The organism is Variovorax sp. Varisp53, assembly GCF_059491555.1.
Map to the genome: position 1 here is coordinate 5,103,586 of NZ_CP168512.1, position 23,201 is coordinate 5,126,786.

Consider the following 23,201-nt stretch of genomic DNA (forward strand, 5'->3'; position numbering starts at 1 on the left):
GCGTGAGCGGAATTAGCGGCCTACCCCCAGCTTTTCAAATGCCGAATCGAGCCGTCCCAATGCGACCGAGACATCCGCCCTGCGCGCGTTGATCCAAGCCTCCTGCTCGGCAACGCGCTTCGTCGATTCCCTCAACATCCGGTCCATCTCCTTCAGCTGCGGACCACCAGCCGTCTGGCGGTTCTTGACGATAGCGGCGGGGTCGAGCGACGAGCGAAACTCCGCCTCTGGCATCGGCAGCGCAGTTGCAAACTCGCCTTTCACCGTTTCGGCATAGATGCGTTGTGCTTCCACATAGGGGAAGTCGAGTGGCTTGATGTTCTTGGCTTTGGCGTACTCCACCACTTCTGAAGCGAAGTGGTGCCCGACACGGAAAGGCAGTTTGTACCTGCGCATCAGAACGTCGGCGAGTTCCTGGGAGGCGGTCCAATCGCTGTTGAGCTCTTCCAGTGCCCGCTCCGGATCGACAACCAGCGCACCAAGGATCTTGTCCCAGTTGCCAAGCACGCCGATAGCGCTGCGAATCATCGCGCTGGTAGGCCTGGAGTCCTTCGCATCGCTCATGCCTGTCGGAATATTGTGTGCCAGAAGCGCTGCCCCGATGCCAAGCGTCAAAGTAGTCGATGCATCGCGGCGAGTGCTGTTGAGCAGGCCCGGATTGCGCTTTTGTGGCATGGCGCTGGACACATAGGTGTTCTCGCCTCCCTCGCGCAGCAAGATCCAAGGACGAGCCTGGGAGTATTGCGCCATGACGTCTTCAACGAACATGCCGGCATGCAGGGCGATGGCGCTGACGATGGCACCTGCTTCGACGGGCTCGTCTACGGATGAGACCTGAGATGCGTCATAGGCGTTGTCTACCGTGGCTGCAAAGCCCAGGTAATCCGCCATGCGTTTGCGGTTCAGCGGCCAACTGGTGCCGTTGAGCACCGTGGTACCCATGGACGAGCGGTCGATCCGAACATAGGCCTCGCGGATCCGTTGTGCGTCGCGGTCCAGGCCCGCCGCAATTCCCAATAGATAGTGGCCATAACTATTGGGCTGGGCGGCCACGCCGTTGGTGTAGTTGGGAACGATGGTGTCCTTGTGTTTGTCCGCCAACTTCACCAGGGTGCCGATCGTCTTGTTCAGCTGCTCGGCCAACGCCAGCATGTCGTCTCGCAAGATGGCCGAGCGCAACGTCGCCAGCATGTCCTGGCTCGAGCGGCCGGCGTGCAGCAGAGTGATCTGAGGGCCTGCGGCGTCAATCAGCAATGGCTCGAAAGTAATGACGTTCGTTGGGCGCTTGCCCCCCGGCTTGCCCCCATCGACCAACACCTTGGTGATGCCGGAGTAGACCAGCGGCCCCATGGACCGATCCAGCAAACCTTCGTCGATGTTGATGACCGCGGTGGCTTTGTTGATCTCCCCGAGCCAGAAAAACTCGTCACGCGCTGGCTTGGCCTGAGCATGAACTTGCAGTGCGGTGAAAGAAAGCGACAGGGCTGCCGCGAGGGTGCAGATGGAGAGTTTCAAGCTTGTCTCCGATAGTTGAGGTTGTCGCGAGGGCATACGTGAAAACACGCGCGCGTCCATCGGGCTGATAGGGCTCTGCATGAGCAATCATCGGCATCCATGTTTGCGCGCACGGTAGGCCAGTTGGGGACGCGTGACACCCAGCACGCGCGCCGCCGCAGAGAGGTTTCCTCCGCATTGTTCCAGCGCACGGCGTATCAGCGTCTCCTCCACTTGTCCCAATGAGCTGGAGCCGATGCGATCCGCCACGGCTTGGCCTGTGGGCTCGGACTGCGGCAACAGGACGCCGGCTGCGCCCGCCAGGTGCCCATCCGGCCGTACCGACAGCACGCTCTTGTCCAGCGTCTCGCCGCTCGTGAAAAGGTGGTGAACTTCGAGCAGGGCGCCCTCGGGAGCGACGATCACGGCGCGCTCGATCAGGTTCTGCAGTTCGCGGATGTTCCCGGGGTAGTCGTAGTTCAGAAGCGCCTTGACGGCAGCTTGCGTGAAGCCGGTGACCTTGCGGCCGTGCTTGCGGCCGTAGTGCTGAAGGAAATGGCTCATCAGGAGCGGCACGTCGTCGCGCCGCTCGCGCAGCGGCGGCAGGTGAATGGGAAAGACGTTGAGCCGGAAGAACAGGTCGTCGCGAAACTTGCCCTCGCGCACAGCCTGGCGCAGATCGACGTTGGTGGCCGCGACGACGCGCGTGTCGACCTGGATGCTGCGCGTACCACCCACGCGCTCGACTTCGCCTTCCTGCAGCGTGCGCAGCAGCTTGCCCTGGGCCGCGTAGCTCAGCGTGCCGATCTCGTCCAGGAACAGCGTGCCGCCGTGGGCGCGCTCGAAGCGTCCCGGCCGCGCCGCACCGGCACCGGTGTAGGCGCCGCGCTCCACGCCGAACAGCTCGGACTCGATCAGCGTCTCTGGAATGGCCGCGCAGTTCACCGCGACGAAGGGCTTGTCGCGCCGCGGACCGATGCTGTGCAGCATGCTGGCGAACTTTTCCTTGCCGACGCCGGACTCGCCGGTGAAAAGCACGGTGGCCGTGGTTGGCGCGACGCGATGCAGCAGGTGGCAGGCCGCGTTGAAAGCCGACGATGCGCCCACCATCGCGTCATTCTTGCGCGGCGGCGTGGGCAGCGCGGCGGCCCGCGGCTCCGCGCCGCCCATGCCGCCCACGCCGCCGTACTGGGATGCGCCGACGAAGTCGCGCGCGCGCAGGTAGCGCATGTCTTCTTCCACATCGTCCCAGCGCTCGGCCGATTTGCCGATCACGCGGCATTGGCTCTCGCCCATCGAGCGGCAGGCGACTTCGCGGAACACCACCAGCCGCCCGAACAGCGTGCTGACGTAGCCGGTGGCATAGCCCACCTGCATCCAGCAGGCCGGCGAGCCGCCGATGCCGTAGGCCGCGATGTGCTCGTCGTCTTCGATCGAGTGGTGCCAGATGAATTCACCCTCGTAGTCCGAGGTCTCGGGGTCATAGCGCACGTGCACCAGCTCGACTTTCACCAAGCCTTCCAGGGCATGCAGGCGGGTGCCGGCCATGGCGGCCGCAGCTGGCTCGGCGTCGGGCCAATGCTTGCGCACCAGCTGCGCATCGCGCGCGCCGCTGACGTAACCCGCGCGCGTGAAGAGGCCGCGGGCGCTCTCCTGGCCCAGGCTGTCGATGAGCTCGCGCCGCAGAGACCCCAGTGCCTCGGTGTGCAGAAGCACCATGCGCTGATCCTGCAGCCAGATGCGGCCGTCACCGGGCGAAAAGAACAGGCATTCGCTGATGTCGGCAATCGTCGGATGCTCTTCGCTGCCCACGTGCGAGGCCTCGAAGCGGCTCATTGCACGCGTCGCTTCGGCGCCGTCGAAACGGCCCAGCGCGGCGCCGGTGGCGCGTGCCACGTCGGCCAGTGAGATCCGCTCCGGGAACGGCGAGTTGGCGGTTTTGGTCAATTTTCAGCTCATCGTTTGGTGAAACGAGCGGCCGATTTTTGATCATTTGATGAAACGGCAGATCAGGGTAAACCAGTTATTCCAAATAACCAGTGCAGCCTCGGGAATTCCCCTAGTCCTCCAATGAAAACACCGTCGCTCGGCGGGGGCGGGCCGCCCCGCCGCGGCGCCGCTGGTACGCCCGTTGCGAAAAGAAGGCGGTTGCTGCGGGCATTTCCGCCCGCGGCCACCCGATCAACTTTTTCGCAAGGGGTGAGTCATGGATGTTTCGCAAAAGCCGGCGTTCCTGGACCCGGCAGCCTGGGCCGGCAAGATGTTCAACGGCGCATGGGTCGCGTCCGCAGGCGGTGTGCGCGACGTCGTCGAACCGGCCACGGGCCAGGTGATGGCGACCGTCAGCATCGCCGATGCGCAGGACATGGGGCTGGCCACGGCCGCCGCGGCGCAAGCGCAGAAAAGCTGGGCGCAGGTTGCGCCGCGCGAGAAGGCCGCGGTGTTCCAGCGGGCCGCGGCCCTGTTCCAGCAGCACTTCGACGAGATGGCGCTTTACGTCGCCCGGGAGACCGGCGCCATCCTGCCCAAGGGACAGCACGAGGTGCGCGAGGCCATCACCCTGTGCCACCTGGCGGCGGCCATGCCGCTGCAGGCGCAGGGCCAGATCCTGCCGAGTGCGAGCGGCATCACCAGCCTGGCGCGGCGCGTGCCGCGGGGTGTGGTGGGCGTGATCTCGCCCTTCAACTTTCCGCTCATCCTCACCCTTCGAACCGTGGCGCCGGCTCTTGCGGCGGGCAACGGCGTGGTGATCAAGCCCGACTCGCGCACACCGGTGAGCGGCGGCTTCATGATCGCCCGCGTGTTCGAAGAGGCGGGCCTGCCCCCCGGCCTGCTGCAGGTGCTGCCCGGCGACGCCGCCGCCGGTGAAGCGCTGGTGACCGACGCGCGCGTGCCGATGATCGCCTTCACCGGCTCGCCCGCGGTGGGCCGGCGCATCGGCGAGCTGGCGGGGCGCCACCTGAAGAAGGTGACGCTGGAGCTGGGCGGCGCCAACTCGCTGATCGTGCTGGCAGACGCCGATCTCGACATCGCGGCCAGCAACGCCGCCTGGGGCGCGTACCTGCACCAGGGGCAGATCTGCATGGCGACCAATCGCATCATCGTGCACGAGAGCATCGCCGCCGCCTTGACAGAGCGGCTGGTCGCGAAAGCCCAGCACCTCCCGGTGGGCGACGGCGCCAGCGGCCAGGTGGCCCTGGGGCCGCTGATCGACGCCAAGCAGCGCGACCGCGTGCACGCCATCGTGCAGGACAGCATCGCGGCCGGCGCGCAGTTGCTGGCCGGCGGCAGCAGCGACGGCCTGTTCTACAAACCCACGGTGCTGGCGGGCGTGAAGGCCGGCATGCGCGTGTACGACGAGGAAGTGTTCGGCCCCGTCGCCAACATCATCACCTTCAAGACCGACGACGAGGCCGTGGCCCTGGCCAACAACCACCAGGGCAGCCTGGCCTCGGCGGTGATCTCGCCCTCGATCGGACGTGCCATGGCGATGGCCGCGCAGTTGAACTCCGGCATGGTCCACATCAACGACCAAACCGTCAACGACGAGTGCGTCAACCCCTTCGGCGGCCCCGGCATCGCCGGCAACGGCAGCAGCGTGGGTGGTCCGGCCGACTGGGAGGAATACACCCAGTGGCAGTGGCTGACCATCAAGCAGGCGGCGCACGCCTATCCGTTCTGAGTGCCAGCGACCGAACCCACAAAGGAGACATTTCATGCAGCTTGAAGGAAAAACCATCGTCGTCACCGGCGTGTCGTCGGGCATCGGTGCCGAGGTGGTGCGCATCGCGCGCTTTGCCGGCGCTCGCGTCATCGGCATGGACCGCAACGACCCCAGCCTCACGCTCGACGGCTTCGTCAAGGCCGACCTGAGTTCCGTCGCCGCCATCGATGCAGCCGTGGCGCAATTGCCCGAGCGCTTCGACGCGCTGTGCAACATCGCCGGCGTGCCCGGCACGGCGCCCGTGAAGCTGGTCGCCGACGTCAACTACCTGGGCCTGCGCCATCTGACCGAGCAGGCGCTGCCGCGCATCCCGCGTGGCGGTTCCATCGTCAACGTGGCCTCCATCCTCGGCGCCGAATGGCCGCAGCGCCTGGCGCCACACAAGGCCCTGGCCGCCGCGCAGGGCTTCGAGGCCGGCGCCCATTGGCTGCGCGACCACCCCGTGCCGCAGGAGACCTGCTACCAGTACTTCAAGGAAGCACTGATCGTCTGGAGCGCCACGCAGTCGCAAAAATGGCTTCTCGAGCACGGCGTGCGCATGAACTGCGTCGCGCCGGGCCCGGTGTTCACGCCGATCCTGGGCGACTTCGTGAGCATGCTCGGCCAGGAGCGGGTGCAGGCCGATGCGCACCGCATGCTGCGCCCCGGCTTCGCCGACGAGATCGCGCCGGTGATCGCGTGGCTGTGCAGCGACCAGGCGCGCTGGATCAGCGGCGCCAACATCCCGGTCGACGGCGGTCTGGCATCGACATACATCTGAGCCGCGATGACCCACGCCGCCGCCATGCTCGACGTGGCGGCCGGCTGGCGGCGTGACTTGAGGTGGGCGATGCGCAGCGTGCGAGCTGCGCAGTCGAAATCGTCCAATGCGCACCTTTTAGAATAGAGAATGAGATTTATTCTCAACATCTCTATCGCGCCACAAAGTCCTGAATGTCACGTATCGCCTTCGCCTTGCTCCCCCTCGCCTCCATCGCCTCGCTCGCAGCGGCACAAGACGTCAGCAACATACCAGTCGCCCCCGCGAGCAACTCGCTGCCCGAAGTGCACGTTGTTGCGGACCCGGAATCCGGCGGCTACAACCCCACGAGCAGCAGCGGCGCCACGCGCACCAGCACGCCGCTGCGCGAGGTGCCGCAATCGGTACGCATCGTCTCGAGCCAGTTGATGGAAGACATGGGTGCGACGCGCCTGGCCGACACCGTAGGTTTTGTCAGCGGGATCACGCGCCTCAATGATTTCGGCGGAACCTGGGACAACTTCGGCATTCGCGGGTTCAGCAGTACCGAGATGGGGTTTCTGGTCAACGGTTTTCCCGGATCGCGCGGCTACAACCCGCCGCGTGACACTGCCACCGTCGAGCGCTTCGAATTCCTGAAAGGCCCGGCTTCGGCCGTCTATGGCAGCAGCGAGCCGGGTGGCACCATCAACATCGTCACGAAAAAGCCGGAGTTCACGCGTCGCAACACGGCCGACTTCAGTATCGGCACCCAAGGCCTGCGCCGCAGCACGCTGGACAGCACCGGCGCGCTGAGCCGGAACGTGGCCTATCGGCTGAATCTGGCGGTGGAAGAAGGCGACAGCCGCAGCGACCTGTTGAGCAACAGGCGCACCCTGGTGGCGCCGGCACTGACCTGGGTGATCGACGACAAGACGCTCCTCAACTACGAGTCCGAATTCCTGCGTTCGAAAACGCCGCTGGACCGCGGGCTGATCAACGTTCGCGGCGTGCTCGGGACCCTGCCGCGCGATCGGGTGCTCAATGAACCCGGCGACGGCAACATGACGCTCACCAGCAATACGCATCAACTCACGCTTGAACGCGAACTGTCGCAAAACTGGCGTGCCCGCATAGGCGCCAGCTACAAGGAAAGTACTTTCTCCGGCAACTACACCGAAGCGACTTCCCTGGCCGGCGACAACCGGACCCTCAACCGCCGCGCGACCTGGCGCCAGTTGCCGTCGCGTGATGCCTCTTTTCAGGCGGAACTGGAAGGAAAGTTCACGACCGGCCCTCTGGCCCACACGCTGCTGATCGGAATGGAAGCGTCCGGGCTCTGGATGAACACCGAAATCCTTCGCTCGGGAAATTATCCGATCGACATCTACCAACCTGTCTATGGCAGGCCCCAGCCGCCGATCACGTCGCCGACCTCCAGCTCGGACGAGCATCAGCGCGCGAATGCGGTTTTCCTGCAAGACCAGATCAGCCTTTCGCCGCAATGGAAGCTGCTGGTGGGTGCCCGCTACGACCAGTACAGGCAGCGCATCGAGGACCGCGTCGCAAACCGCAACAGCGCTCAGCAGCACGATGCCGTTTCGCCGCGCGCCGGCCTGACCTATCTGCCGAACGACTGGAGCTCGTGGTACGTCTCTGCCGGCAAGTCGTTTCGCGGCAACAGCGGTACCGACAAGAACGGCCGGGCGTTCGATCCGCAATATTCCACCGCGCTTGAGGCCGGCTTGAAGTTGCAGACGCGCGACCAGCGCCTGGGTGCCAACCTGGCGGTGTTTGACATCAAGAAGACGAACGTACTGACAGCAAGCGACACGCCCGGCTTCTCCGTCGCGGCCGGCGAAGTCAAGAGCAGCGGCTTCGAGGCGGACGTCTACGGGCAGATCGACAAGAACTGGAGAATGAGCGGAAATTTCGCCTACGTCGATGCCCGGGTCTCGAAGGACGCCACGCTTGCGGTCGGCACCCGCATCACGAACATCCCCAAGACGAGCGCCGGCCTGTTCGCCATCCGTGAAGATGCACTGGCCGACGGCAGCCGCTATGGGGTCGGTGCCGGCATCAACTACGTGGGCAATCGTTCAGGCAACAGCGCCGACACCTATGCCTTGCCGGCCTACACCACCGTCAAGCTGGTGAGCTTCTGGCAGATCAACAAGACCGCCCGCGTCTCGATCGACGTGCACAACCTCTTCAACAGGAATTTCTATACCGCCTCCTGGGGCAATCTGTATGTGATTCCAGGCGCGAAACGCAGCGTCGTGGCCAGCCTGAAGCTGGACCTCTGAAGGGTCGCGCGAGACCCCTGCTGATCGCTCGGCCTTGCTGGCAAGACTTGCTGCGCAGGGCCGTCGAGGGGGTGGGCAACTTGCCGAGGCGGTGGCGAGTACCTTGCCGGCGGGAAATGACCCCGCTGCGGCGCATTGGGTGGTAGGCCGTGATGGGCTTGAACCATCGACCAACGGATTATGAGTCGGAAGATTTTTAGGTTGATCGATGTTGATCTAAGTTGCTCTCCCCAGTAGAAGTCAACGCATTTCCTCTCTGAAATCCGTGCCCGTCTCGCACGCGGTGTTGATTAGAATCGATCGACATTTCTATTTTTTCCTTACATCCGCCAGTACATCCACGATGGATGTAAGAAGCGGGGGCACGATGGCGAGAATCAACTTTACGACTGGCCGGCTTGCAGCATTCGCCTGCCCTGCCGACAAGGCACAGGCCTTCATCTGGGATGCCGGTGTCACCGGCCTTGGCGTCCGCGCCACGCCACGGGGCGCACCCAGCTACATTTTCCAGCGGGAGTTCCAAGGAAAGTCTCCCCGAATCACCATTGGGGCGGTGGCTGATTGGTCGATCTCGCACGCCCGGGAGCGCGCCCGAGAGATGCAGCGCGACATCGATCAAGGCCGTGATCCGCGACTCGTGAAGGCAGAACGCCAAGCCGAGGACACGGCTACACGGGCAGCAGCCAAGGCGGCCGAATTGACGGTTGGGGAGGTTTGGAAACTCTATCTCGAAGATCGCCGGCCGTTATGGGGCGTGCGCCACCACGACGACCACCTGCGACTCGCCAAAGGCGGAGGTGAAAAAGCCACGCGCGGCACTCGCGGCCGAGGCGTCACGATCCCCGGCCCTCTGCATTCCCTGATGAGTCTGCGCCTCACAGATGTCACTGCGTCTGTCGTCGAGGCCTGGGCTGCCAAAGAGGCCAAGACCCGGCCGTCATCGGCGCGGCTTGCACTGCGCTGCTTCAAGGCGTTCCTGAACTGGTGCGCGGAGCAAGACGACTACAAGGGGCAAGTGCAGCCGGTGAACCCGGCCAAGACGCGCCGCACGCGCGAGGCTTTGGGCAAGGCATCCGCGAAGAGCGATGTGCTGCTCAAGGAGCAGTTGGCGGCTTGGTTCGATGCCGTGCGCTCTCTCTCAAACCCGGTCATGTCCGCCTACCTGCAGATGCTGCTTCTGACCGGCGCACGCCGCACCGAGGTGCTTGATCTGACGTGGAAGGATGTTGATACCCGCTGGAAGTCACTCACAATCCGCGACAAGGTCGAAGGCGAACGCAAGATTCCGCTCACACCCCACGTTGCCGAGTTGATCGCCTCCCTGCCCCGCTTAAGCGAGAACCCCTATGTGTTTGCCAGCGCGACAGCAAAGGACGGCCGAATCTCCGATCCCCGCGCGGGCATGCAGGCAGCGTGCGCTGTGGCAAAAATCGAGGGCCTAACACCGCACGGCCTGCGTCGCTCATTCAAGTCGCTGACCGAATGGCTTGAGATTCCGGCCGGCGTGGTGGCGCAGATCATGGGCCACAAGCCGAGCGCCACCGCCGAGAAACACTACACCGTGCGCCCCCTAGACCTGCTGCGCATCCACCATGAGCGCATCGAGGCATGGGTGCTGGAACAGGCCGGCATCGAGTTCAAATTCGACGAACAGTCGGAGAAGGCTGCCGACACATCGCACTGATGACCACGCGAGCCGCGTGAGCTACTTAGGGCGTGTGATCAATCTGCTGTGCATGTGGCATGACAAGATCGAGGCTTGGATGCCTGAGCAGACAGGCATTGCATTTGAGGCGAAGCCAGCAAAATCGCAAGGCAAGACTGTGATCGCAGATTGATAACAACGCTGCTAGTTGTTCACCACACTCAGGAGGATTCGGTGGAATATGTTTCGTTGCGGGAAGTTTTGGACTCTGTCTCCAAACAAGTTCCAATTCCCGAAGATTGGGAAAAAATCCTCCCCCTCTCCCGAATTCCATTTCTCCAAGAAGGCGGGCGATACAAAAATCAGACCGAGGATTTTCAGGCGGCCTTACATAAACTCAAGCTAAGCGCGATCAATGATCTATTTCAATCCGCCTATCAACACTCTGAAGCCGCGCCGGTGCTTGATCAGTATCTTCATAATGCCGCGCCTCACGGGCCAAAATGGTTTGACTGGAGAGAAACGGGGCGTCCCAAAATCAGCGACTCAGCCCGACACGAGGGACTTCGCATACTTGTCTATATGAGCGAATACTTTGCGCGGTGCCTAGAAAAATTTCGGGCTGGCCGATACGATAAATATCCGCGCCACGGCATCCCACTCTACGAAGGAATGTTTAAAAACCTAGAAGATAGCGATCGAATTAAACAAATTGTTTTTGACCGTAACGAGCTTGTTGGATTTCTCGATGAAATCGGAATCCCGCACTCCATCAGTGCGAAATCGTCCTCTGCACAGGCATCAGCCATTGAGGCCTCTTTAGCCACATCTCTCATTGCAGGGGAAATCGATTCAAAAGAAAGAGTGACGCCCTCAAAAAGAGATTCATCTGAAAAATCGGTACTACTGGCTCAACCTACCTCCACAATTCATCGAACTCCAAATCCAGGAGATCACAAACTTCGCAAATGCATTGATCAAGCCAGAGCCGAGGCTGACAATCGAGACAATGTGGGTGATGTTTGGGACAAATTGAAGGAGATGGCGGACGAAATAAAAGGACCTCGCCCGCAGGGGATGGGAGCCTTCGTGGAGGGAAAGGGGATCAAATATTCGGATGCTCAAGGCTTCACCCGTTACTTCACCAAGAAGTTGCTCGGCAAGCAATTCAGCAACGAACGAAGCAAACTTCGCCGCTCCAAAAATCCATCGACCTCCGCCAAACAGGCCTCTTGAAGGGGGCGTACTTTTTCTTAATCCTATTCGCGCCTATTCGCGCCTATTTGCGCCCATCCGCACCCGCGCTAGTGACGGCGTAGTGGTCTTTTTTTGATACTTCATCCAAGCGATCTGCGTTGAGCCACGACGAGCGAAGCCGATTGGCAAAGCTCTGGCATCGGTCCTCCGCAGCGCGAAACCACGTTTCGTAATCACCTTGGGAACCTATGAAGAACAATCTCCTTGGAACGATGCAAAGCCATCGCCCGCCTCGCCTCACGACGGAGGAACTCGCCATCGAGCTGTCGATGGAAGCGCAGTCCATCCGAAAGCGCTACTCGCAGACTGGCTCGTACTTCGGCTTGTGCCCAGAAAAGCTTCCCAACGGCCGGCTCCGCTGGCCTGTAGATGCCATTGAGCAACTAACCTCTGGGGCTCAAAAATGATCTGGCAGGTATCAGCAAACAATGGCATGCATCAACGGCTGAACAGCGTCGACTTGCGACGCGCGTCATCTGTCATGCCGAGAGCAGTGGAATGGATCTGGCACGGATGGATAGCCAAGGGGAAAATTCATCTCCTCGCAGGCCCTCCAGGCACAGGAAAGACCACTATTGCCATGCGCCTGGCCGCGACTATCTCGAATGGAGGCATCACAGGACAGCGTTGGCCAGACAATTCTCACGCCGAAAAGGGCAACGTCATCATCTGGTCATGCGAGGATGACATGTCGGACACGCTCGTTCCTCGGTTGATTGCTGCAGGGGCCAACATGGACAACGTGCATATCGTCAACGGCACCATTGAAAACGGCCGGCCCCGCCCATTTAGTTTCTCCAGTGACATTCCACGTCTGAGCATGGAGATTTCCCAAATTGGCAGCGTGGCATTGATCATCATCGACTCCATTGTTCAAGCAGTCCCCGGTGATTCGAATAAAAATGCCGATGTGCGACGTGCACTCGAACCATTGAATGACTTGGCAGAAAAGCATCGCTGTGCGATCCTGGGGATCACCCATGTGAATAAGAGCTCGAAAGGAAAGGAGCCGCTCGAACGAATCAACGGTAGCCTCGCCTACGGCGCCGTGGCACGCGTGGTCATGGTGACCTCTAAGGTAAATACTGAATCGGCAGACGAGGCCCCTAGTCGCTGCGTTCTTGTCAGAGCCAAATCCAACATTGGCCGAGACGATGGTGGGTTTGAATACGAAATTCAACCCTTTGATTTACAAGTCAGTTCGGGAAAAATCAGTTCATCACGAATCCACTGGAACAGCACCCCGCTCCACGGATCTCCCAGAGACATTCTGAAGCGAGCGGAAAGCGGTGACCAACCCGAAGCTATGAGTGCCCTGGAATTGGCGGAGGACTTCCTCAGCCACATGCTGGCTGGTGGACCGCAGCCAGCGTCCCTCGTTCACGATCAGGCACTCGCAGCCGGCATCTCCGCAGCGACACTCAAGAGAGCCAAGGCAACAATGGGGATTCGTTCTGAAAAACAACGAGATGCTGGCAAGGCTAGCCCTCATTTCTGGACGCTGAATTCGGTTCCCGCGCCGCAGTTCGGTTCGACGCACGCGCCCGGAGCAGGATTTCCTGCTTCCAGCTTTGAGTCGCGTCGAGCGAGTTTCACGCGCCCTTCGGGACAGAACACGATTGCGCAATTTCCCTCGCGTTTCGCGGATAGTCATCGCGGCGGTGTTGAGTCGGTTGAGTCGGTTGAGTCGGTTGAGTCGGTTGAGTCGGTTGAGTCGGTTGAGCCGGTTGAGCCGGTTGAGCCGGTTGAGCCGGTTGAGCCGGTTGAGCCGGTTGAGCCGGTTGAGCCGGTTGAGCCGGTTGAGCCGGTTGAGCCGGTTGAGCCGGTTGAGCCGGTTGAGCCGGTTGAGCCGCATCCAGTCTATTCGCAGGGGGAAGCCAAGTACGGTGTAACAAGCGCCGCAGGCCCTGTGGTCTACAGCCGTCCAGTTGCCGCCGGTGAGCCCGATTTGACCCAGACGGTAATCAAAGTGACCCCAGTTTACGGCCCGGGCTCCGAGGGTCACCAGACCGACGCGCTGGCCGACCCGACGTCCCGACTGAGTTCGCAGGCGCCGTCCAAGGCGACGCTTTACGAATCTCTTGACATGGCCGTCTATGACTGTTGCCTGCAGGAGTGCAAGAAGTTCCTGACCAACGAGCATCTGGCTGCAGCCGAAGATCGTGACGAACTGATTGCTCAAGTAATCGATGAAGTCCTGGATCACTACTGCGCATCGATCGGGAATGAGACACGCTATCGAGACGCCTTGATGGCATGCTTTTGAAAGCGTGGAAATAGATCCCCGGCGGCAGTGACTCCCGTGGTTTGCTTGAATTGTGTGCGAAGACGGCGGTGGCGGGCGTCGCGGCACCCACCCTACAGCCTCATGAGAAGCACACGCGATCATCGAGAGCCCTAGCAACCCCTCCCTACCAGCATCCTTGCAAAGGTGCCGTTGGGATGGCGGTTGCAACGGGCAGTTCGCGCCAAGCATCCAATTGGCCATCGTCCGGGTCCGGATGCACGCCTACCCCAGTTGTGCACAGAGCATCGGTTGAAGACGTCGATCCCGACGGCTACGATGATCAAACGCACACGCCGTTTCGAAGGTGAATATTTCCAAAGCCCGCCAAGAAAATACTCCAGCGGTGAATATTCCCCCCGAAGTCGAATGTCCCCCCGCGCTCACATTTGGCGACGCCTTTGCCGAATAAGCGCCAGTTCCTCTACCCCGAGTTGGCGAACAGCGGCTGGATGAAGTCGACGCTCAGGCACTTTTTTGATCCCTCGTTCCTCATTGCTGCGGTGGTCTACTTGCTCGTGCAGGCCATTTCGAGTGAGTGCCGCATTGATCAGCCCGGCTACCATCATTTTTTTCCGTTGGAGTTCGGCTGACAATTGTCCGGGGGGTTTTCCTCCGCTGATTTTTCGTGCCCCACCGGCTTCTGGTCGCGTTGGATGCGCTCGACTAAAGTATTGTTCCGGCGGCCGCTCAATTCCATCAAGCGCTCGATCCGAAGTTGAAATATGGGCATGAGGATGATCTTCTCCAGAGATGGCGCCTCTCGGTCTATGGAGGGCGAATTCGTAAGGAAGATTAGGAGCTAATAATTGAGCAATTTCACGGGTGAGAGAGGTATTTTGCTCGTCAGAAAGTTCTTTAGGCAAAGAGACAATATATTCTCTAGCTGCCGCCCCATTTACCCTTTCGAAGCTATCGGCTGCCACCCAAAATGCACTGGGCTCATCGTTTGCAAATGACGGCAAATTCCCATGACCACGGGCGACGAGATCCTTTGCTGCCTTTGCACCAATTCGATTGATGTAGCGCGAATGCCGCTCCGCTTTGCCTTTACCGTGAGATTTCACTTCCAGTCGAAATATCGCCATCTTCGCTCGTCCTTCCTCGTTAGAATTAAGAGACGACGAGAAAGGGTAAGTGAACATGCTCTCACTCACCTTCTTGAAGCAATAGTTCGCCCCCACCTTTAGGTTCATTCACCATTGCAAGAGTTCGTCGTCTCAATTCATAGCGATAAGTGATTTAAAAATGCACGAACCCCAACAACCTACTGCTACAGAACTAGCGAGCGACTATGAATTCCGAGCTGTGGTGATGCCGACGAGGCCGGCCCATCAAGCCCATTCTGAAAGCATCTATCTGCCCGCCTCATCTAAGCGGGCACAAGCCCGCTACATCGGCGACTCTGGGTCAACATGTGTTCGCTGTTTCCTTACGCTGCCGGCGACCTATCTTTCAAAGAACCGATCCGCTCGTTCCTTCTCGCGCTCCTCGTGGATCGTCGAGAAAAGGTTCTTCAGCATCAATCGGAGGTCCCGGATCGCAACGGGCTCGTCCCAGCTTCCCTGAAACAGATCCGGATCGATCGACTTCCCTCCCTGGTTCAAGGAAGTGACCGCCGCTTCGCACAGTTGCCCGACCTCCAGCACCCACCGATAGGCCAGCCTCGCCTTCTTGGGATCGCCCAGCGCGTCACGAGACAGTTCAAAGAGCTTCGCGAGTGCTTGCCGGTCCAGCCACTGCTCTCCCACCTCCCGCTCAACGGGCTCCAACAGATCAGACAGCTCGACGAGACGCTGCTTCGCCGCCAGGTAGACCTCTTGGCTCAGTTCCGGGTCTGTCCACGGTGCTTCGGAAGCCGCCGCGCGCGAAACGCTGCTGGCTGCACTCGAACCGCTCGGACCTGCCTCGCTCAGAAACTCTCGGACGGCGGTGAAGAGCCGCTCCACTTCCGGCTTGTCGACCATGGGGCAGTCGGCGACCTGACGACCGTTGACCCAGATGGCCGTCCCCCGAATGTCCAGAGAACGGATATCGGGCCACGGCCAGTCGATAGGTGCCGACATCAGCTCCTTGATCCGCATACCTTCCTCGGTCAGGACAATGCCTTCCTTGGCCCCGCCGAACACCGTGGTGTCGATGAGTGCGACAACGTCTGTCTCCTTGATGTCGGCGGCGTAGTTGCCGCGAGCCGCACTGATCTTCTTGACCGGGATGCGGGGAGCGAAGTAGATGCGCGAGAAACCGGCATACGGAGCCAGCCGCAGGCGGAGAAGCTCTTGCAAGCTCATGCGAGTCGGTCGTTCTTGATTCGCGCGTGGCGGTTTCGGTTCGCCATCTGCCGGGGGACTCGAATCGAAGACCTTTCGCTTGTCGGGATCTGACAGCGCCGCATATGCGACATTGACCTCCTGCATCTTGTGGGTCGCCCATTTCACCGTGTCGGCATCGGCATTGGCGTACTTGTCAGGGTGGTACTGGGTGCGCCGGCTACGGTAGGCGAGCTCGATTTCCTGTAGGGAGGCGCTGGGACGCACGCCCAGCACGTCGTAGTAGTTCATGACTTGGAATAGGCAAAGGCCGATTGCTTGATAGATGCCCGACAGGCATCCAAAAAAGAAGGCATACCGGCCACGCGCGGCCCGAAGGTCACGCGTGGCCGGCTGTGGCTATTGGTAGAGCTTCTGGCAGGTGCCAGACTCGTAGATGTCGTTGATCTTTTCCGCCTGGCCTCGAGGGCTGAGCTTGTACAGCGCCATGTCGTCGGTCAACTTGTCCCTCAAACCCATCATGTACTGGCCAGGGTTACCCGTCTTCTGATCCAGAAGCGGTTTGACTTTCATGACGGCGGCGGCCGCCTGCGCATGGCGTCCAAGGATCTGCGCGACGTTGCCGCACTTGTAGGCGTCATAGATGCGGCTTTCGTCGCCGGAGCAGGCCGCCAGCCCCACAGACCCAAGTGCAAACGCAACGACGAGGCCAGGTAGGCGCAGGGAGCGCGACAGCATGCCGGGCCTCATCTCAAGCGAGATAGATGGCCACAAGGATGGCGACCAGGAGGATGGCGCCGATGAATCCGCCCAGTGCAGGGAAGATCACGGCCGGCCAGACCAATCCCTTGCCGAGCGCTACGCCGAAGCTTGCACCCGATACGAAGATCCACTGGTAGAGAAGAACAAGGGCGCCCATGGCGCCGTAACCTGCGATCAGCTTTGCTTTGAGAGTCATTGTCGAGATGGAATGAAAAGGTGAAGGGGATGGGGTTTTGACGGGACCGTTCGTCAGCAGCGATGCTTCTTGTTCACCGGCCGTCGCGGATCGGTGCCGAGCACGGCGCCCTCCTTGGTCATGCACACGCCGTCGGCGCAGGCGTAGCCGGGTGTCTTCAGCACAGCGCGGTCGGCATCCCCGATCTCGCAGCGCAGTTCGTCAAAGTCGAACTCCTTGTAGGTCTTCACGCGCTCGGTGGTCGTGTAGTACACGCCGCTGCCGCCGGCCTGTACCTGGATCGGATAGACCGGGTACTTGAGGTCGCGGCTCCAGCCCTGGATCTGGATTTCCATGGCCGAGCGGTCGATCTGGTGCTTCACGGCATCGGGGTTGATGAGCGGATCGCCGCCCTTGGCGAGAGCCAAGGGCGTCAAGACGATGGCGATGAGCACTGCGAAGACGGCGCCGAGTGAGGTTTTCATGGGTGGTCTCGAAAGAAGAAAGAGGATGCTCAGGTCGACGTGGTGCCGCTGGTCTTCGGCGCGATCAACTGCGGGATATTCCAGTCGGCCGGGAAATCCGCGACAGGCACCCAGCCGTTCTTGATATAGCTGCGTGCCGAGATGCGATTGCCGAAGTGGCCCACCAGCGCGCAGGGAATGCCGACGCTCAGCAGATCGACCATCCCGTCCGGCGCATCGAACACGAGGATCAGGAAGGCGGCGACCAGGAAAACGCCGACAACCAGGAAGACCGAGCACAGCAGCGCCAGGGGCCACTGGCCGCGCATCAGGAAGGCGATGGGGCCGAAAAGACTCAGTTGCCACGAGAAGCCGTGCTTGACGAAGCGGGTTTGGTTGTTCTTGGTGAAGTGAATATTCATTGGTGAGTTCCAAAAATTGGATGCTTCTCTTCGAAGCTCTTGAGCGGCTTGAGGGCCGGTCTTTCCGGTTCTGCGCGAGCCGCTCCTCTTAGTTGTCTGTGTCGTGGCCAAAAGCGTGTGGAGCCTCCTCAGGATCAAGAGAACCGTGCCGATTCCCCCTCTGTGCCTGACCAACGGGGTGGCCAGCAAACGCGGGGCAGGATCGTGGTGGTGATTGACTGCATTTCCTCGGGGTATTAGTGCGAAAAATTCTACGTTAAACGTAGAGACGAGACCGCATCTTGTTACGAATATCGTAAGGTGCCATCTCTCAGTCCTGCTCGTTCCGTTTTTGGAATACGCCTTCGCATGGCGAGGATCGCCGCCGGCTTGCCGCAGGACCAGCTAGGGGTAAAGGCAGGGTTGGACGAAGGCACCGCGAGCGCACGCATCTCGCGCTACGAGAGCGGAATTCACGAGCCCAACATGGCGTTCGCTCAGCGATTGGCCTCTGAGCTCAACGTGCCGGTCGCATATTTCTATGCTCCGGATGACGACTTGGCCAAGCTCATCTTGTGGTTTGGGCAGCTGAACCTGAAGCAACGAAAGTCGCTCGTCGAATGTGCGAGCAAGCTCTCGCAAGTTCAGTAATCGGTTTCATTCGGGCGGGGCCACCTGATCTCAGCGATACGCGCGCGACAAGCGCCAACGGAAGTGCTCGCGGAAATGCCACCCCAGCCCGAAGCCGCAGAGGATTCCCGCCGCGAGCACGAATGCGAAGGCCGTCAGGTAATCGATGGGCCCGTAGCAGATATTCATGGTGATGTTCTTTCTTTTTCATGGTTGATCGGTCAGGTCTCCACCTTCCCAAGAAACAAACCCCGGCCCCTTGAAGGGCGCCGGGGTTTGTGCCCTCGGGGCAGAGATAGATGGGAAAGCGCCCCGAGTCCCGGCGGGAGGCCCGTTCATCGCGGATTGCCTCGAACAGGGTCTTGGCCCTCATCCGGCAACTGCAGGTGCCTGAGCCGCGCCTCCTCTTCGGTGGCCCGCCACACTGCTTCCCATCGGAACGGATCGGTTTGCTTGCGCTGCAGCATCACGCGATCCACCCGCTGAAGAAATGCCTCGTCGAACACCACCTCGTTCGGGTTGCTCGTGCCCGGCGCGGTAGCCTCATTCGGAAGTCTTCTCATGAGGACTTCCCCTCGAAGAAAATCGCCTGCACGCGCTTCGCGCCTGTCCCGTGGGCCGGAAACCCCACAATCGATGCACGGTCGCGCTGCTGGCAGATGCCGCAGTTCAGGCAATCGGAATTGCCGGTGCTGGCGGGGCAGACGATCACCTGACGCCCCGCCGGCGTACGGATGGAGCGGGTAACGCCCTGCGGGAGCACGACCACCACGGGCGCAATGCCAAGACCCGCATACGCGTCAGCCTGCGCCAAGGTCTCGGCACTCAGGTTGACGGTGAAGCCGAGCCGGTTCGCGTTGAGGATCGCCGCCTGGTTGCCTGGCGTTGGCGGATAGTGGGTGTAGGTGAATCCGCGACGCCCCCGATTCGCCATGGCCAGCCTCGTGAGCTTGCGGCTGTCGATGACGCCGGGTGCTTCGGGCGTCAGGTCCCCCGCCTGGTTGTGGCGCCACAGGGCATGGCGCCGCAACGTGGCGATTTCCTGGAGCAGTTCGTCGAAGCTGTGGCCTCGTCGTCCCTCGGACACGCTGCGCCAATGGACGGCCAACGGACCGCCTTCGGCATAACAGCCGTTGCCTTTGAAGCTGCAGCCAGGTGGGCACGAGTTCGCGCTCGTGGTCGTCACCGGCATCGGACCGGTCTTGCGGTTGCGGCTGACGCGCACCAGGTGATAGGTGCAGACGTCCTGCTCGGCAGGCGTTCCGGGCGCGTGATTCGGACGCTTTGGAGGCGGCCGGTGGGGGTACGGGCAAGCTCGTGCCCGCGCCATGATCGGAATGGACAAAGTTGAATCCTCTATGTTGTGAGCGCAGCCGTGGACGGCAACGCCATGAAGTGCCAGCCCCACACGCGCGCATCCACCACGCTCCAGGCCAGTGAGGCCGGGGCGTGGTGGATGCGTGCGCGGGGAAAAAGGCGGATTGGGAGAACTGATCGGGGCGCGGGCCGCCCCTCTCTCGCCATCTCTTTGTGTGTGCAGCTGCGGCAAGCCAGCTGCCGTCGAAGGTCAACGCCCTTGCGTGGGCGCAGTAGTCGGTCGGTCTTCGTCGTCGTGGCCAAGCCTTCTGGCCAACTTGTCCCGCACTTCCACGGCGCAGCCATGCCAGGCACGGCCGCTGACCATCGGCGTGTCCAGGGCTTCTGGATCCATTGCAGCCACCCGTGTGGCGTACCGCTGCAGCGCCTGCATCACGAACGCCTGGATGAGCGCGCCATGGTCGCTGAACGTCATCAACTCAGTGACGAATTCAACGTTGGTCGATGGCATGCGCGCTCACCTCGCACGTTGACTGCAAGATCTCGAAGCCCGCATCGGCCATGAGGCCCGGATCGAGCAGCATGACCAAGTCGTCGGACATGCCTGAGCGCATCGACGTCCACGCCTCGTCGCTCAGGCCATCTTCGCGTGCGCGTACCTTGGCGGCGCGACCCAGCGCTTCCTCGTCGAAGACCGCGAGCTCGATACTGAACACCAGCACCGTGCGGGGTGTGGACAGTACGCCTCTCATGCGGCCTCCCCACTCTTGATCACGCCTTCGCCGACCGGGGGAACGTCGAAGTCGGCCGACCACTTGAACTTGCCCTGGGTGAAGGGATCCCGGGTACGGGGCGGCACTGTGGGGTGCCGCTGGAAACTGGTTGTCATGGATGCCTCTCTGGTGATGGCAACACCGTCGCGTCGCCAAGTTGTCGGGATTTCAGGCGGAAGATGAGCCCATCGCTTTCGCGCGCGACGTCCCACCCGCGGCGGCCAAGGCAGCGGCGCAGCACGTAGGTGTGATCGCCGTACGAGACGCGCAGGCCTGGGCGGATGGCGGCTCGTTTGGCCGCCCGGTTCGCGTGGAACTCGCGCACCTTCTCCCGCCATGGGCCCGCGTAAGGCCCGATCGGAGGATCGGCGCGATCCAGGAACGCCAACGGACAGTCGAAGTAGTACGGGCCGCAGCTCTCGTCCATGTTCTTGACGGCCGCTTGGCCATTCCTGCAGTCGATGAGGGTCAGGCCGATCCAGATCCGTCCGGCGTGTTCACCTGAGCGGTTTTGCGCCAGGAACCACAGCCGGTTGCCGATTGCGCGATGGGCGAGCACCAAGGCGAAGGCCCCGACGTTCTGCAGCTCGTCATGGACGGCCTGATCCTTGGTGGCGCGGTAGACGATGCTTCCCATGTCAGTGGCTCCAGGGAAACCCGCGAGGCGCGGCAACGGCAGCGCAGGGCCGGTGAGATGAGGGGATGGACGCAAGGTCTGCGCAGATCCTTGTGAGAGAAGTGGTGTTGGGCATGAGACAGACGTAAAAAAGCCCGCGCAAGGCGGGCTCGATGGGTGGATCGGAAAATTCCGGCGGTGGCGACGCGGCACAATCCCTCGCATGACGACGAAGGAGATGCTGTCCGACGAGGAGCTGGAAGCCCTCGCCAGCGAGTGGCGCAAGAAGGCACTGCAGGGCGAATTGCATGCACGGGGTATCGCGCACGAATTCGAAACGGAGATGCGCCGACGTGCCGGCGCATCGTTCACGAACTACGACACCCTGGATTTGCGCCCGCTGGAACTGCGTGCGGCAACCCAGCGTCGGTGGTGGCGGTTCTGGCGAGTCAACTGACCCCATCGAAGATCACGGCAACGCCTCGCCGTCTCGAGCAAGCGGCGCCTGATCGAGCTCCACGCAGCACCAGAATTCGCGTTCGGCGTCGATGAGCCGGGCGATCTCGGCTTCATCCCGCTCGACGCGGTGGATCTGCAAATCCTGGCCGCCAACCAGGGCCACGACATCGATGGCCTTGGCATCCGCGACGGCCAGTTGATGAAGCATCTGGATCTGCACGTAGCCGGGAAGACCTTCGGCCCACAGGACTGCTTCATCCACACCCACGCACCGGCACTCCAGAAGCTGGACGTCGCAGGCGCCGACGACCTCGCGACCGGGACCAGCAAACATCCAGGGGTGCTGCGGATGCCGCATCAACGTGCTGGTGCGTCGCACCTGGCGTCCGGTACGCAGCGTGTAGTGCGCCGCCACGATGGGTTCGAGCAGCCGATTCCAATAGGCCGCGCTGTCGGGCAGTGGCGGAACGTTGGGCACCGGCTGCAGCAGATCCTGGCGTTCGGTCTTTTCCATCCAGAGCCGGATCTGGGACTTGAAGGGATCGCGGCCCACGGCCGCAGCCGCATCGAGGTTTCCGACACCGGCTTCTCGCAGGTTCGGCCAGCGCTCGAGAATCGCCGGCTGCGCGCGGGTGGTCTGGACCAACTGCAAGACGGGCGTACGCGAGCGCACGGGGGTCGCAGGGGCGCGTCGCAAACTGTGCATTTCTGAATTCGTCATGGTTTCTCTCCTTGAATGGTTGAAATCGGTCGCCCCAGCAAGAAGCCCCGCCCTCTGGATGCAGAGGTGGGGCTTGGGTGAAGGGGATGGAAGTGAAAGGGATCGGCTGTCGAGTGACAGCCTCACGCAGCAAGCTCCAGCGCGTGCGCGAGGGCACGCTGCTTCAACGCAGCGCCCTGCCCGAACCACGCGCTGTCGAGCCGGTACTCGCGGCTGCGGGCCCGGCGCTCGTGGTCGACGAATTCGGTCATGGCGCTCAAAAGGCCCCAGGTCGTCCCTCGCGCAGCGGCGAGTTCGGCACCACGGCCCCTGCCCTCGTACAGCTCGAGGGCCTTACGGGCCGCCCAGGCGCGCGGGATGGGATCCGCAGTCGCTGGGGATGCAGAGGAGGCGCCGTTCACCTCCCCCGGTCCGTAAAGCACCCGCTCGATGTACCGCAAAGCCTCGTCGCTCTTGACCTTGCGACCGGCCAGGATCTTCATTCGGTACATGAAGTCGTCCCACTGGCCGATGGCAATGCCGAGCTGACGTTTGACAGCATCGGCATCGAAGCTGGTGCTGTGCGGCACACGGATGACGTTGCTGGTGCTGTCCAGCGCGATGGCCAGGGTGTTGTTGCACACGACACGCACGGTGGTCGGGGTGACGCTGGTGGCCAGCGTGCCGTCGCAGGAGGTCGCCAGCAGCAAATAGCCGTTGACGGTGTCGCTGCCCTTGAGAACGGCTTGCTTGCCCGTGCGTGCCAGCGCCCAGACCTTGCGTCCGCCCTTGAGAACACCGGCGGTTTCCATCTCGTAGCCACCGATCTCGGTGAGGTCGCGGTAGAACTCCAGGACTTCGCGCGGCTGCACGACCTGGTAGCGATTGCTGACGACCGACAGCGGAGCATGGGTGTCGCTGCGGTAGAGCACCTTGTGGTCGGCAAACGGCTGGAGGATCTCGAGGGAATCGTCAGCACCTTCACTCATGAAGCGCACGGGCGTTTCCTTAATGGTCCAGTCCATACCCGCTTCGCGGGCCCAGACTTCGATGGGCTGTTTGGCAGGCAGCTGGCGGCCGAGTTCGTGCCAGGGCGTGTCGCCGACGTAGGCCATGTTTTCGATGAGATGTGCCATGGGGAGATGTTCTTTGCGGGGGAATGAAGAAAGAGAAAAGCCCGCACGGAGGCGGGCTTCAGAGGAGGAA

26 protein-coding genes are annotated in these 23,201 nt (G+C 61.8%); 9 read left to right on the top strand and 17 right to left on the bottom strand.

Translation table 11 applies throughout. The features are described 5' to 3' along the window. Positions 1–12: 12 nt before the first annotated feature. Together ACEOAB_RS23890 and ACEOAB_RS23895 are read right to left on the bottom strand one after the other, a co-directional pair. Positions 13–1,551 carry a lyase family protein gene (locus ACEOAB_RS23890; RefSeq protein ID WP_413747673.1) on the bottom strand — a complete coding sequence of 513 codons (1,539 nt, stop codon included), beginning with the start codon at positions 1,549–1,551 and terminating at the stop codon, positions 13–15. 51 nt (positions 1,552–1,602) lie between these two features. Further along, complete coding sequence (locus ACEOAB_RS23895) at positions 1,603–3,330, bottom strand: sigma 54-interacting transcriptional regulator (RefSeq protein WP_413747672.1); 1,728 nt, start codon at positions 3,328–3,330, stop codon at positions 1,603–1,605. 370 nt (positions 3,331–3,700) lie between these two features. On the opposite strand from ACEOAB_RS23895, the gene ACEOAB_RS23900 reads away from it, so the two are divergent. The 7 genes from ACEOAB_RS23900 to ACEOAB_RS23930 all read left to right on the top strand — a co-directional run bounded on the left by ACEOAB_RS23900 (position 3,701) and on the right by ACEOAB_RS23930 (position 13,410). After that, entirely contained in the window at positions 3,701–5,176 is a 1,476-nt protein-coding gene (locus tag ACEOAB_RS23900; protein WP_413747636.1) for a benzaldehyde dehydrogenase, read from the top strand. 34 nt (positions 5,177–5,210) lie between these two features. Then, entirely contained in the window at positions 5,211–5,978 is a 768-nt protein-coding gene (locus tag ACEOAB_RS23905) for a coniferyl-alcohol dehydrogenase (protein WP_413747635.1), read from the top strand. A 173-nt stretch (positions 5,979–6,151) separates the two neighbouring features. Beyond that, positions 6,152–8,242: a TonB-dependent siderophore receptor gene (locus tag ACEOAB_RS23910; protein ID WP_413747634.1), complete on the top strand. Its 2,091-nt coding sequence runs from the start codon at positions 6,152–6,154 to the stop codon at positions 8,240–8,242. Positions 8,243–8,609: 367 nt separating this feature from the next. Further along, complete coding sequence (locus ACEOAB_RS23915) at positions 8,610–9,926, top strand: tyrosine-type recombinase/integrase (RefSeq protein ID WP_413747633.1); 1,317 nt, start codon at positions 8,610–8,612, stop codon at positions 9,924–9,926. A 195-nt stretch (positions 9,927–10,121) separates the two neighbouring features. Beyond that, positions 10,122–11,123 (top strand): hypothetical protein, encoded by a 1,002-nt coding sequence (locus ACEOAB_RS23920; protein ID WP_413747632.1) that lies wholly within the window; start codon positions 10,122–10,124, stop codon positions 11,121–11,123. Positions 11,124–11,332: 209 nt separating this feature from the next. Then, positions 11,333–11,551, top strand: a complete 219-nt coding sequence (locus ACEOAB_RS23925) for a DNA-binding protein (RefSeq protein ID WP_495653150.1) — start codon at positions 11,333–11,335, stop codon at positions 11,549–11,551. Further along, positions 11,548–13,410, top strand: a complete 1,863-nt coding sequence (locus ACEOAB_RS23930; RefSeq protein WP_495653151.1) for an AAA family ATPase — start codon at positions 11,548–11,550, stop codon at positions 13,408–13,410. Before ACEOAB_RS23925 ends, ACEOAB_RS23930 begins: the two co-directional genes overlap by 4 nt. Positions 13,411–13,811: 401 nt before the next feature. Here the strand turns inward: ACEOAB_RS23930 and ACEOAB_RS23935 are convergent, their stop codons facing one another. The 6 genes from ACEOAB_RS23935 to ACEOAB_RS23960 form a co-directional block, all read right to left on the bottom strand. Next, positions 13,812–14,573, bottom strand: coding sequence for a MobA/MobL family protein (locus tag ACEOAB_RS23935; protein WP_413747759.1), 762 nt, complete (start codon positions 14,571–14,573; stop codon positions 13,812–13,814). Positions 14,574–14,876: 303 nt separating this feature from the next. Next, a complete protein-coding gene (locus tag ACEOAB_RS23940; protein WP_413747758.1) occupies positions 14,877–15,989 on the bottom strand; it encodes a J domain-containing protein in 1,113 nt (370 codons plus the stop codon). 108 nt (positions 15,990–16,097) lie between these two features. Continuing rightward, entirely contained in the window at positions 16,098–16,436 is a 339-nt protein-coding gene (locus tag ACEOAB_RS23945) for a hypothetical protein (protein ID WP_413747757.1), read from the bottom strand. Positions 16,437–16,449: 13 nt separating this feature from the next. After that, on the bottom strand, positions 16,450–16,656 hold the full coding sequence (locus ACEOAB_RS23950) for a hypothetical protein (RefSeq protein ID WP_413747756.1): 207 nt from the start codon (positions 16,654–16,656) through the stop codon (positions 16,450–16,452). A gap of 53 nt (positions 16,657–16,709) precedes the next feature. Beyond that, positions 16,710–17,120 carry a hypothetical protein gene (locus ACEOAB_RS23955; protein ID WP_413747755.1) on the bottom strand — a complete coding sequence of 137 codons (411 nt, stop codon included), beginning with the start codon at positions 17,118–17,120 and terminating at the stop codon, positions 16,710–16,712. Between the two features lie 29 nt (positions 17,121–17,149). Next, the gene (locus tag ACEOAB_RS23960; RefSeq protein WP_413747754.1) at positions 17,150–17,521 is read right to left on the bottom strand and encodes a hypothetical protein; all 372 of its coding nucleotides are present in this window, start codon (positions 17,519–17,521) and stop codon (positions 17,150–17,152) included. A gap of 300 nt (positions 17,522–17,821) precedes the next feature. On the opposite strand from ACEOAB_RS23960, the gene ACEOAB_RS23965 reads away from it, so the two are divergent. Next, positions 17,822–18,151, top strand: coding sequence for a helix-turn-helix domain-containing protein (locus ACEOAB_RS23965; RefSeq protein ID WP_413747753.1), 330 nt, complete (start codon positions 17,822–17,824; stop codon positions 18,149–18,151). A gap of 30 nt (positions 18,152–18,181) precedes the next feature. Here ACEOAB_RS23965 and ACEOAB_RS23970 read toward each other — a convergent pair whose 3' ends face one another. The 7 genes from ACEOAB_RS23970 to ACEOAB_RS24000 all read right to left on the bottom strand — a co-directional run bounded on the left by ACEOAB_RS23970 (position 18,182) and on the right by ACEOAB_RS24000 (position 20,857). Beyond that, positions 18,182–18,319 (bottom strand): hypothetical protein, encoded by a 138-nt coding sequence (locus ACEOAB_RS23970; protein WP_413747752.1) that lies wholly within the window; start codon positions 18,317–18,319, stop codon positions 18,182–18,184. A 146-nt stretch (positions 18,320–18,465) separates the two neighbouring features. After that, complete coding sequence (locus tag ACEOAB_RS23975) at positions 18,466–18,693, bottom strand: hypothetical protein (protein ID WP_413747751.1); 228 nt, start codon at positions 18,691–18,693, stop codon at positions 18,466–18,468. Continuing rightward, on the bottom strand, positions 18,690–19,475 hold the full coding sequence (locus ACEOAB_RS23980; RefSeq protein WP_413747750.1) for a DUF7227 family protein: 786 nt from the start codon (positions 19,473–19,475) through the stop codon (positions 18,690–18,692). Before ACEOAB_RS23980 ends, ACEOAB_RS23975 begins: the two co-directional genes overlap by 4 nt. A 222-nt stretch (positions 19,476–19,697) precedes the next feature. Further along, positions 19,698–19,958 (bottom strand): hypothetical protein, encoded by a 261-nt coding sequence (locus ACEOAB_RS23985; protein WP_413747749.1) that lies wholly within the window; start codon positions 19,956–19,958, stop codon positions 19,698–19,700. Continuing rightward, a complete protein-coding gene (locus ACEOAB_RS23990) occupies positions 19,939–20,199 on the bottom strand; it encodes a hypothetical protein (RefSeq protein ID WP_413747748.1) in 261 nt (86 codons plus the stop codon). Before ACEOAB_RS23990 ends, ACEOAB_RS23985 begins: the two co-directional genes overlap by 20 nt. Then, positions 20,196–20,336 (bottom strand): hypothetical protein, encoded by a 141-nt coding sequence (locus tag ACEOAB_RS23995; protein WP_413747747.1) that lies wholly within the window; start codon positions 20,334–20,336, stop codon positions 20,196–20,198. The genes ACEOAB_RS23990 and ACEOAB_RS23995 overlap by 4 nt, the downstream gene beginning before the upstream one ends. Next, complete coding sequence (locus ACEOAB_RS24000) at positions 20,333–20,857, bottom strand: hypothetical protein (protein WP_413747746.1); 525 nt, start codon at positions 20,855–20,857, stop codon at positions 20,333–20,335. Before ACEOAB_RS24000 ends, ACEOAB_RS23995 begins: the two co-directional genes overlap by 4 nt. Before the next feature lie 202 nt (positions 20,858–21,059). Between ACEOAB_RS24000 and ACEOAB_RS24005 the strand changes: the two genes are divergently transcribed. Continuing rightward, positions 21,060–21,293, top strand: coding sequence for a hypothetical protein (locus ACEOAB_RS24005; RefSeq protein ID WP_413747745.1), 234 nt, complete (start codon positions 21,060–21,062; stop codon positions 21,291–21,293). A 12-nt stretch (positions 21,294–21,305) separates the two neighbouring features. Here ACEOAB_RS24005 and ACEOAB_RS24010 read toward each other — a convergent pair whose 3' ends face one another. Further along, positions 21,306–22,016, bottom strand: a complete 711-nt coding sequence (locus tag ACEOAB_RS24010; RefSeq protein ID WP_413747744.1) for a YqaJ viral recombinase family nuclease — start codon at positions 22,014–22,016, stop codon at positions 21,306–21,308. 122 nt (positions 22,017–22,138) lie between these two features. Then, on the bottom strand, positions 22,139–23,131 hold the full coding sequence (locus ACEOAB_RS24015; protein WP_413747743.1) for a DUF932 domain-containing protein: 993 nt from the start codon (positions 23,129–23,131) through the stop codon (positions 22,139–22,141). Positions 23,132–23,201: the final 70 nt, after the last annotated feature.

Coding starts and splice junctions, on each gene's coding strand:
- ACEOAB_RS24010 (WP_413747744.1), bottom strand. CDS start 22,016: ATGACGAATTCAGAAATGCACAGTTTGCGACGCGCCCCTGCGACCCCC.
- ACEOAB_RS23990 (WP_413747748.1), bottom strand. CDS start 20,199: ATGAGAGGCGTACTGTCCACACCCCGCACGGTGCTGGTGTTCAGTATC.
- ACEOAB_RS23975 (WP_413747751.1), bottom strand. CDS start 18,693: ATGAGAAGACTTCCGAATGAGGCTACCGCGCCGGGCACGAGCAACCCG.
- ACEOAB_RS23930 (WP_495653151.1), top strand. CDS start 11,548: ATGATCTGGCAGGTATCAGCAAACAATGGCATGCATCAACGGCTGAAC.
- ACEOAB_RS23955 (WP_413747755.1), bottom strand. CDS start 17,120: ATGAAAACCTCACTCGGCGCCGTCTTCGCAGTGCTCATCGCCATCGTC.
- ACEOAB_RS23890 (WP_413747673.1), bottom strand. CDS start 1,551: ATGCCCTCGCGACAACCTCAACTATCGGAGACAAGCTTGAAACTCTCC.
- ACEOAB_RS23935 (WP_413747759.1), bottom strand. CDS start 14,573: ATGTTCACTTACCCTTTCTCGTCGTCTCTTAATTCTAACGAGGAAGGA.
- ACEOAB_RS23905 (WP_413747635.1), top strand. CDS start 5,211: ATGCAGCTTGAAGGAAAAACCATCGTCGTCACCGGCGTGTCGTCGGGC.
- ACEOAB_RS23915 (WP_413747633.1), top strand. CDS start 8,610: ATGGCGAGAATCAACTTTACGACTGGCCGGCTTGCAGCATTCGCCTGC.
- ACEOAB_RS23960 (WP_413747754.1), bottom strand. CDS start 17,521: ATGAATATTCACTTCACCAAGAACAACCAAACCCGCTTCGTCAAGCAC.
- ACEOAB_RS24000 (WP_413747746.1), bottom strand. CDS start 20,857: ATGGGAAGCATCGTCTACCGCGCCACCAAGGATCAGGCCGTCCATGAC.
- ACEOAB_RS23950 (WP_413747756.1), bottom strand. CDS start 16,656: ATGACTCTCAAAGCAAAGCTGATCGCAGGTTACGGCGCCATGGGCGCC.
- ACEOAB_RS23900 (WP_413747636.1), top strand. CDS start 3,701: ATGGATGTTTCGCAAAAGCCGGCGTTCCTGGACCCGGCAGCCTGGGCC.
- ACEOAB_RS23895 (WP_413747672.1), bottom strand. CDS start 3,330: ATGAGCCGCTTCGAGGCCTCGCACGTGGGCAGCGAAGAGCATCCGACG.
- ACEOAB_RS23995 (WP_413747747.1), bottom strand. CDS start 20,336: ATGACAACCAGTTTCCAGCGGCACCCCACAGTGCCGCCCCGTACCCGG.
- ACEOAB_RS23910 (WP_413747634.1), top strand. CDS start 6,152: ATGTCACGTATCGCCTTCGCCTTGCTCCCCCTCGCCTCCATCGCCTCG.
- ACEOAB_RS24005 (WP_413747745.1), top strand. CDS start 21,060: ATGACGACGAAGGAGATGCTGTCCGACGAGGAGCTGGAAGCCCTCGCC.
- ACEOAB_RS23970 (WP_413747752.1), bottom strand. CDS start 18,319: ATGAATATCTGCTACGGGCCCATCGATTACCTGACGGCCTTCGCATTC.
- ACEOAB_RS23985 (WP_413747749.1), bottom strand. CDS start 19,958: ATGCCATCGACCAACGTTGAATTCGTCACTGAGTTGATGACGTTCAGC.
- ACEOAB_RS23945 (WP_413747757.1), bottom strand. CDS start 16,436: ATGCTGTCGCGCTCCCTGCGCCTACCTGGCCTCGTCGTTGCGTTTGCA.
- ACEOAB_RS23925 (WP_495653150.1), top strand. CDS start 11,333: ATGAAGAACAATCTCCTTGGAACGATGCAAAGCCATCGCCCGCCTCGC.
- ACEOAB_RS24015 (WP_413747743.1), bottom strand. CDS start 23,131: ATGGCACATCTCATCGAAAACATGGCCTACGTCGGCGACACGCCCTGG.
- ACEOAB_RS23940 (WP_413747758.1), bottom strand. CDS start 15,989: ATGAACTACTACGACGTGCTGGGCGTGCGTCCCAGCGCCTCCCTACAG.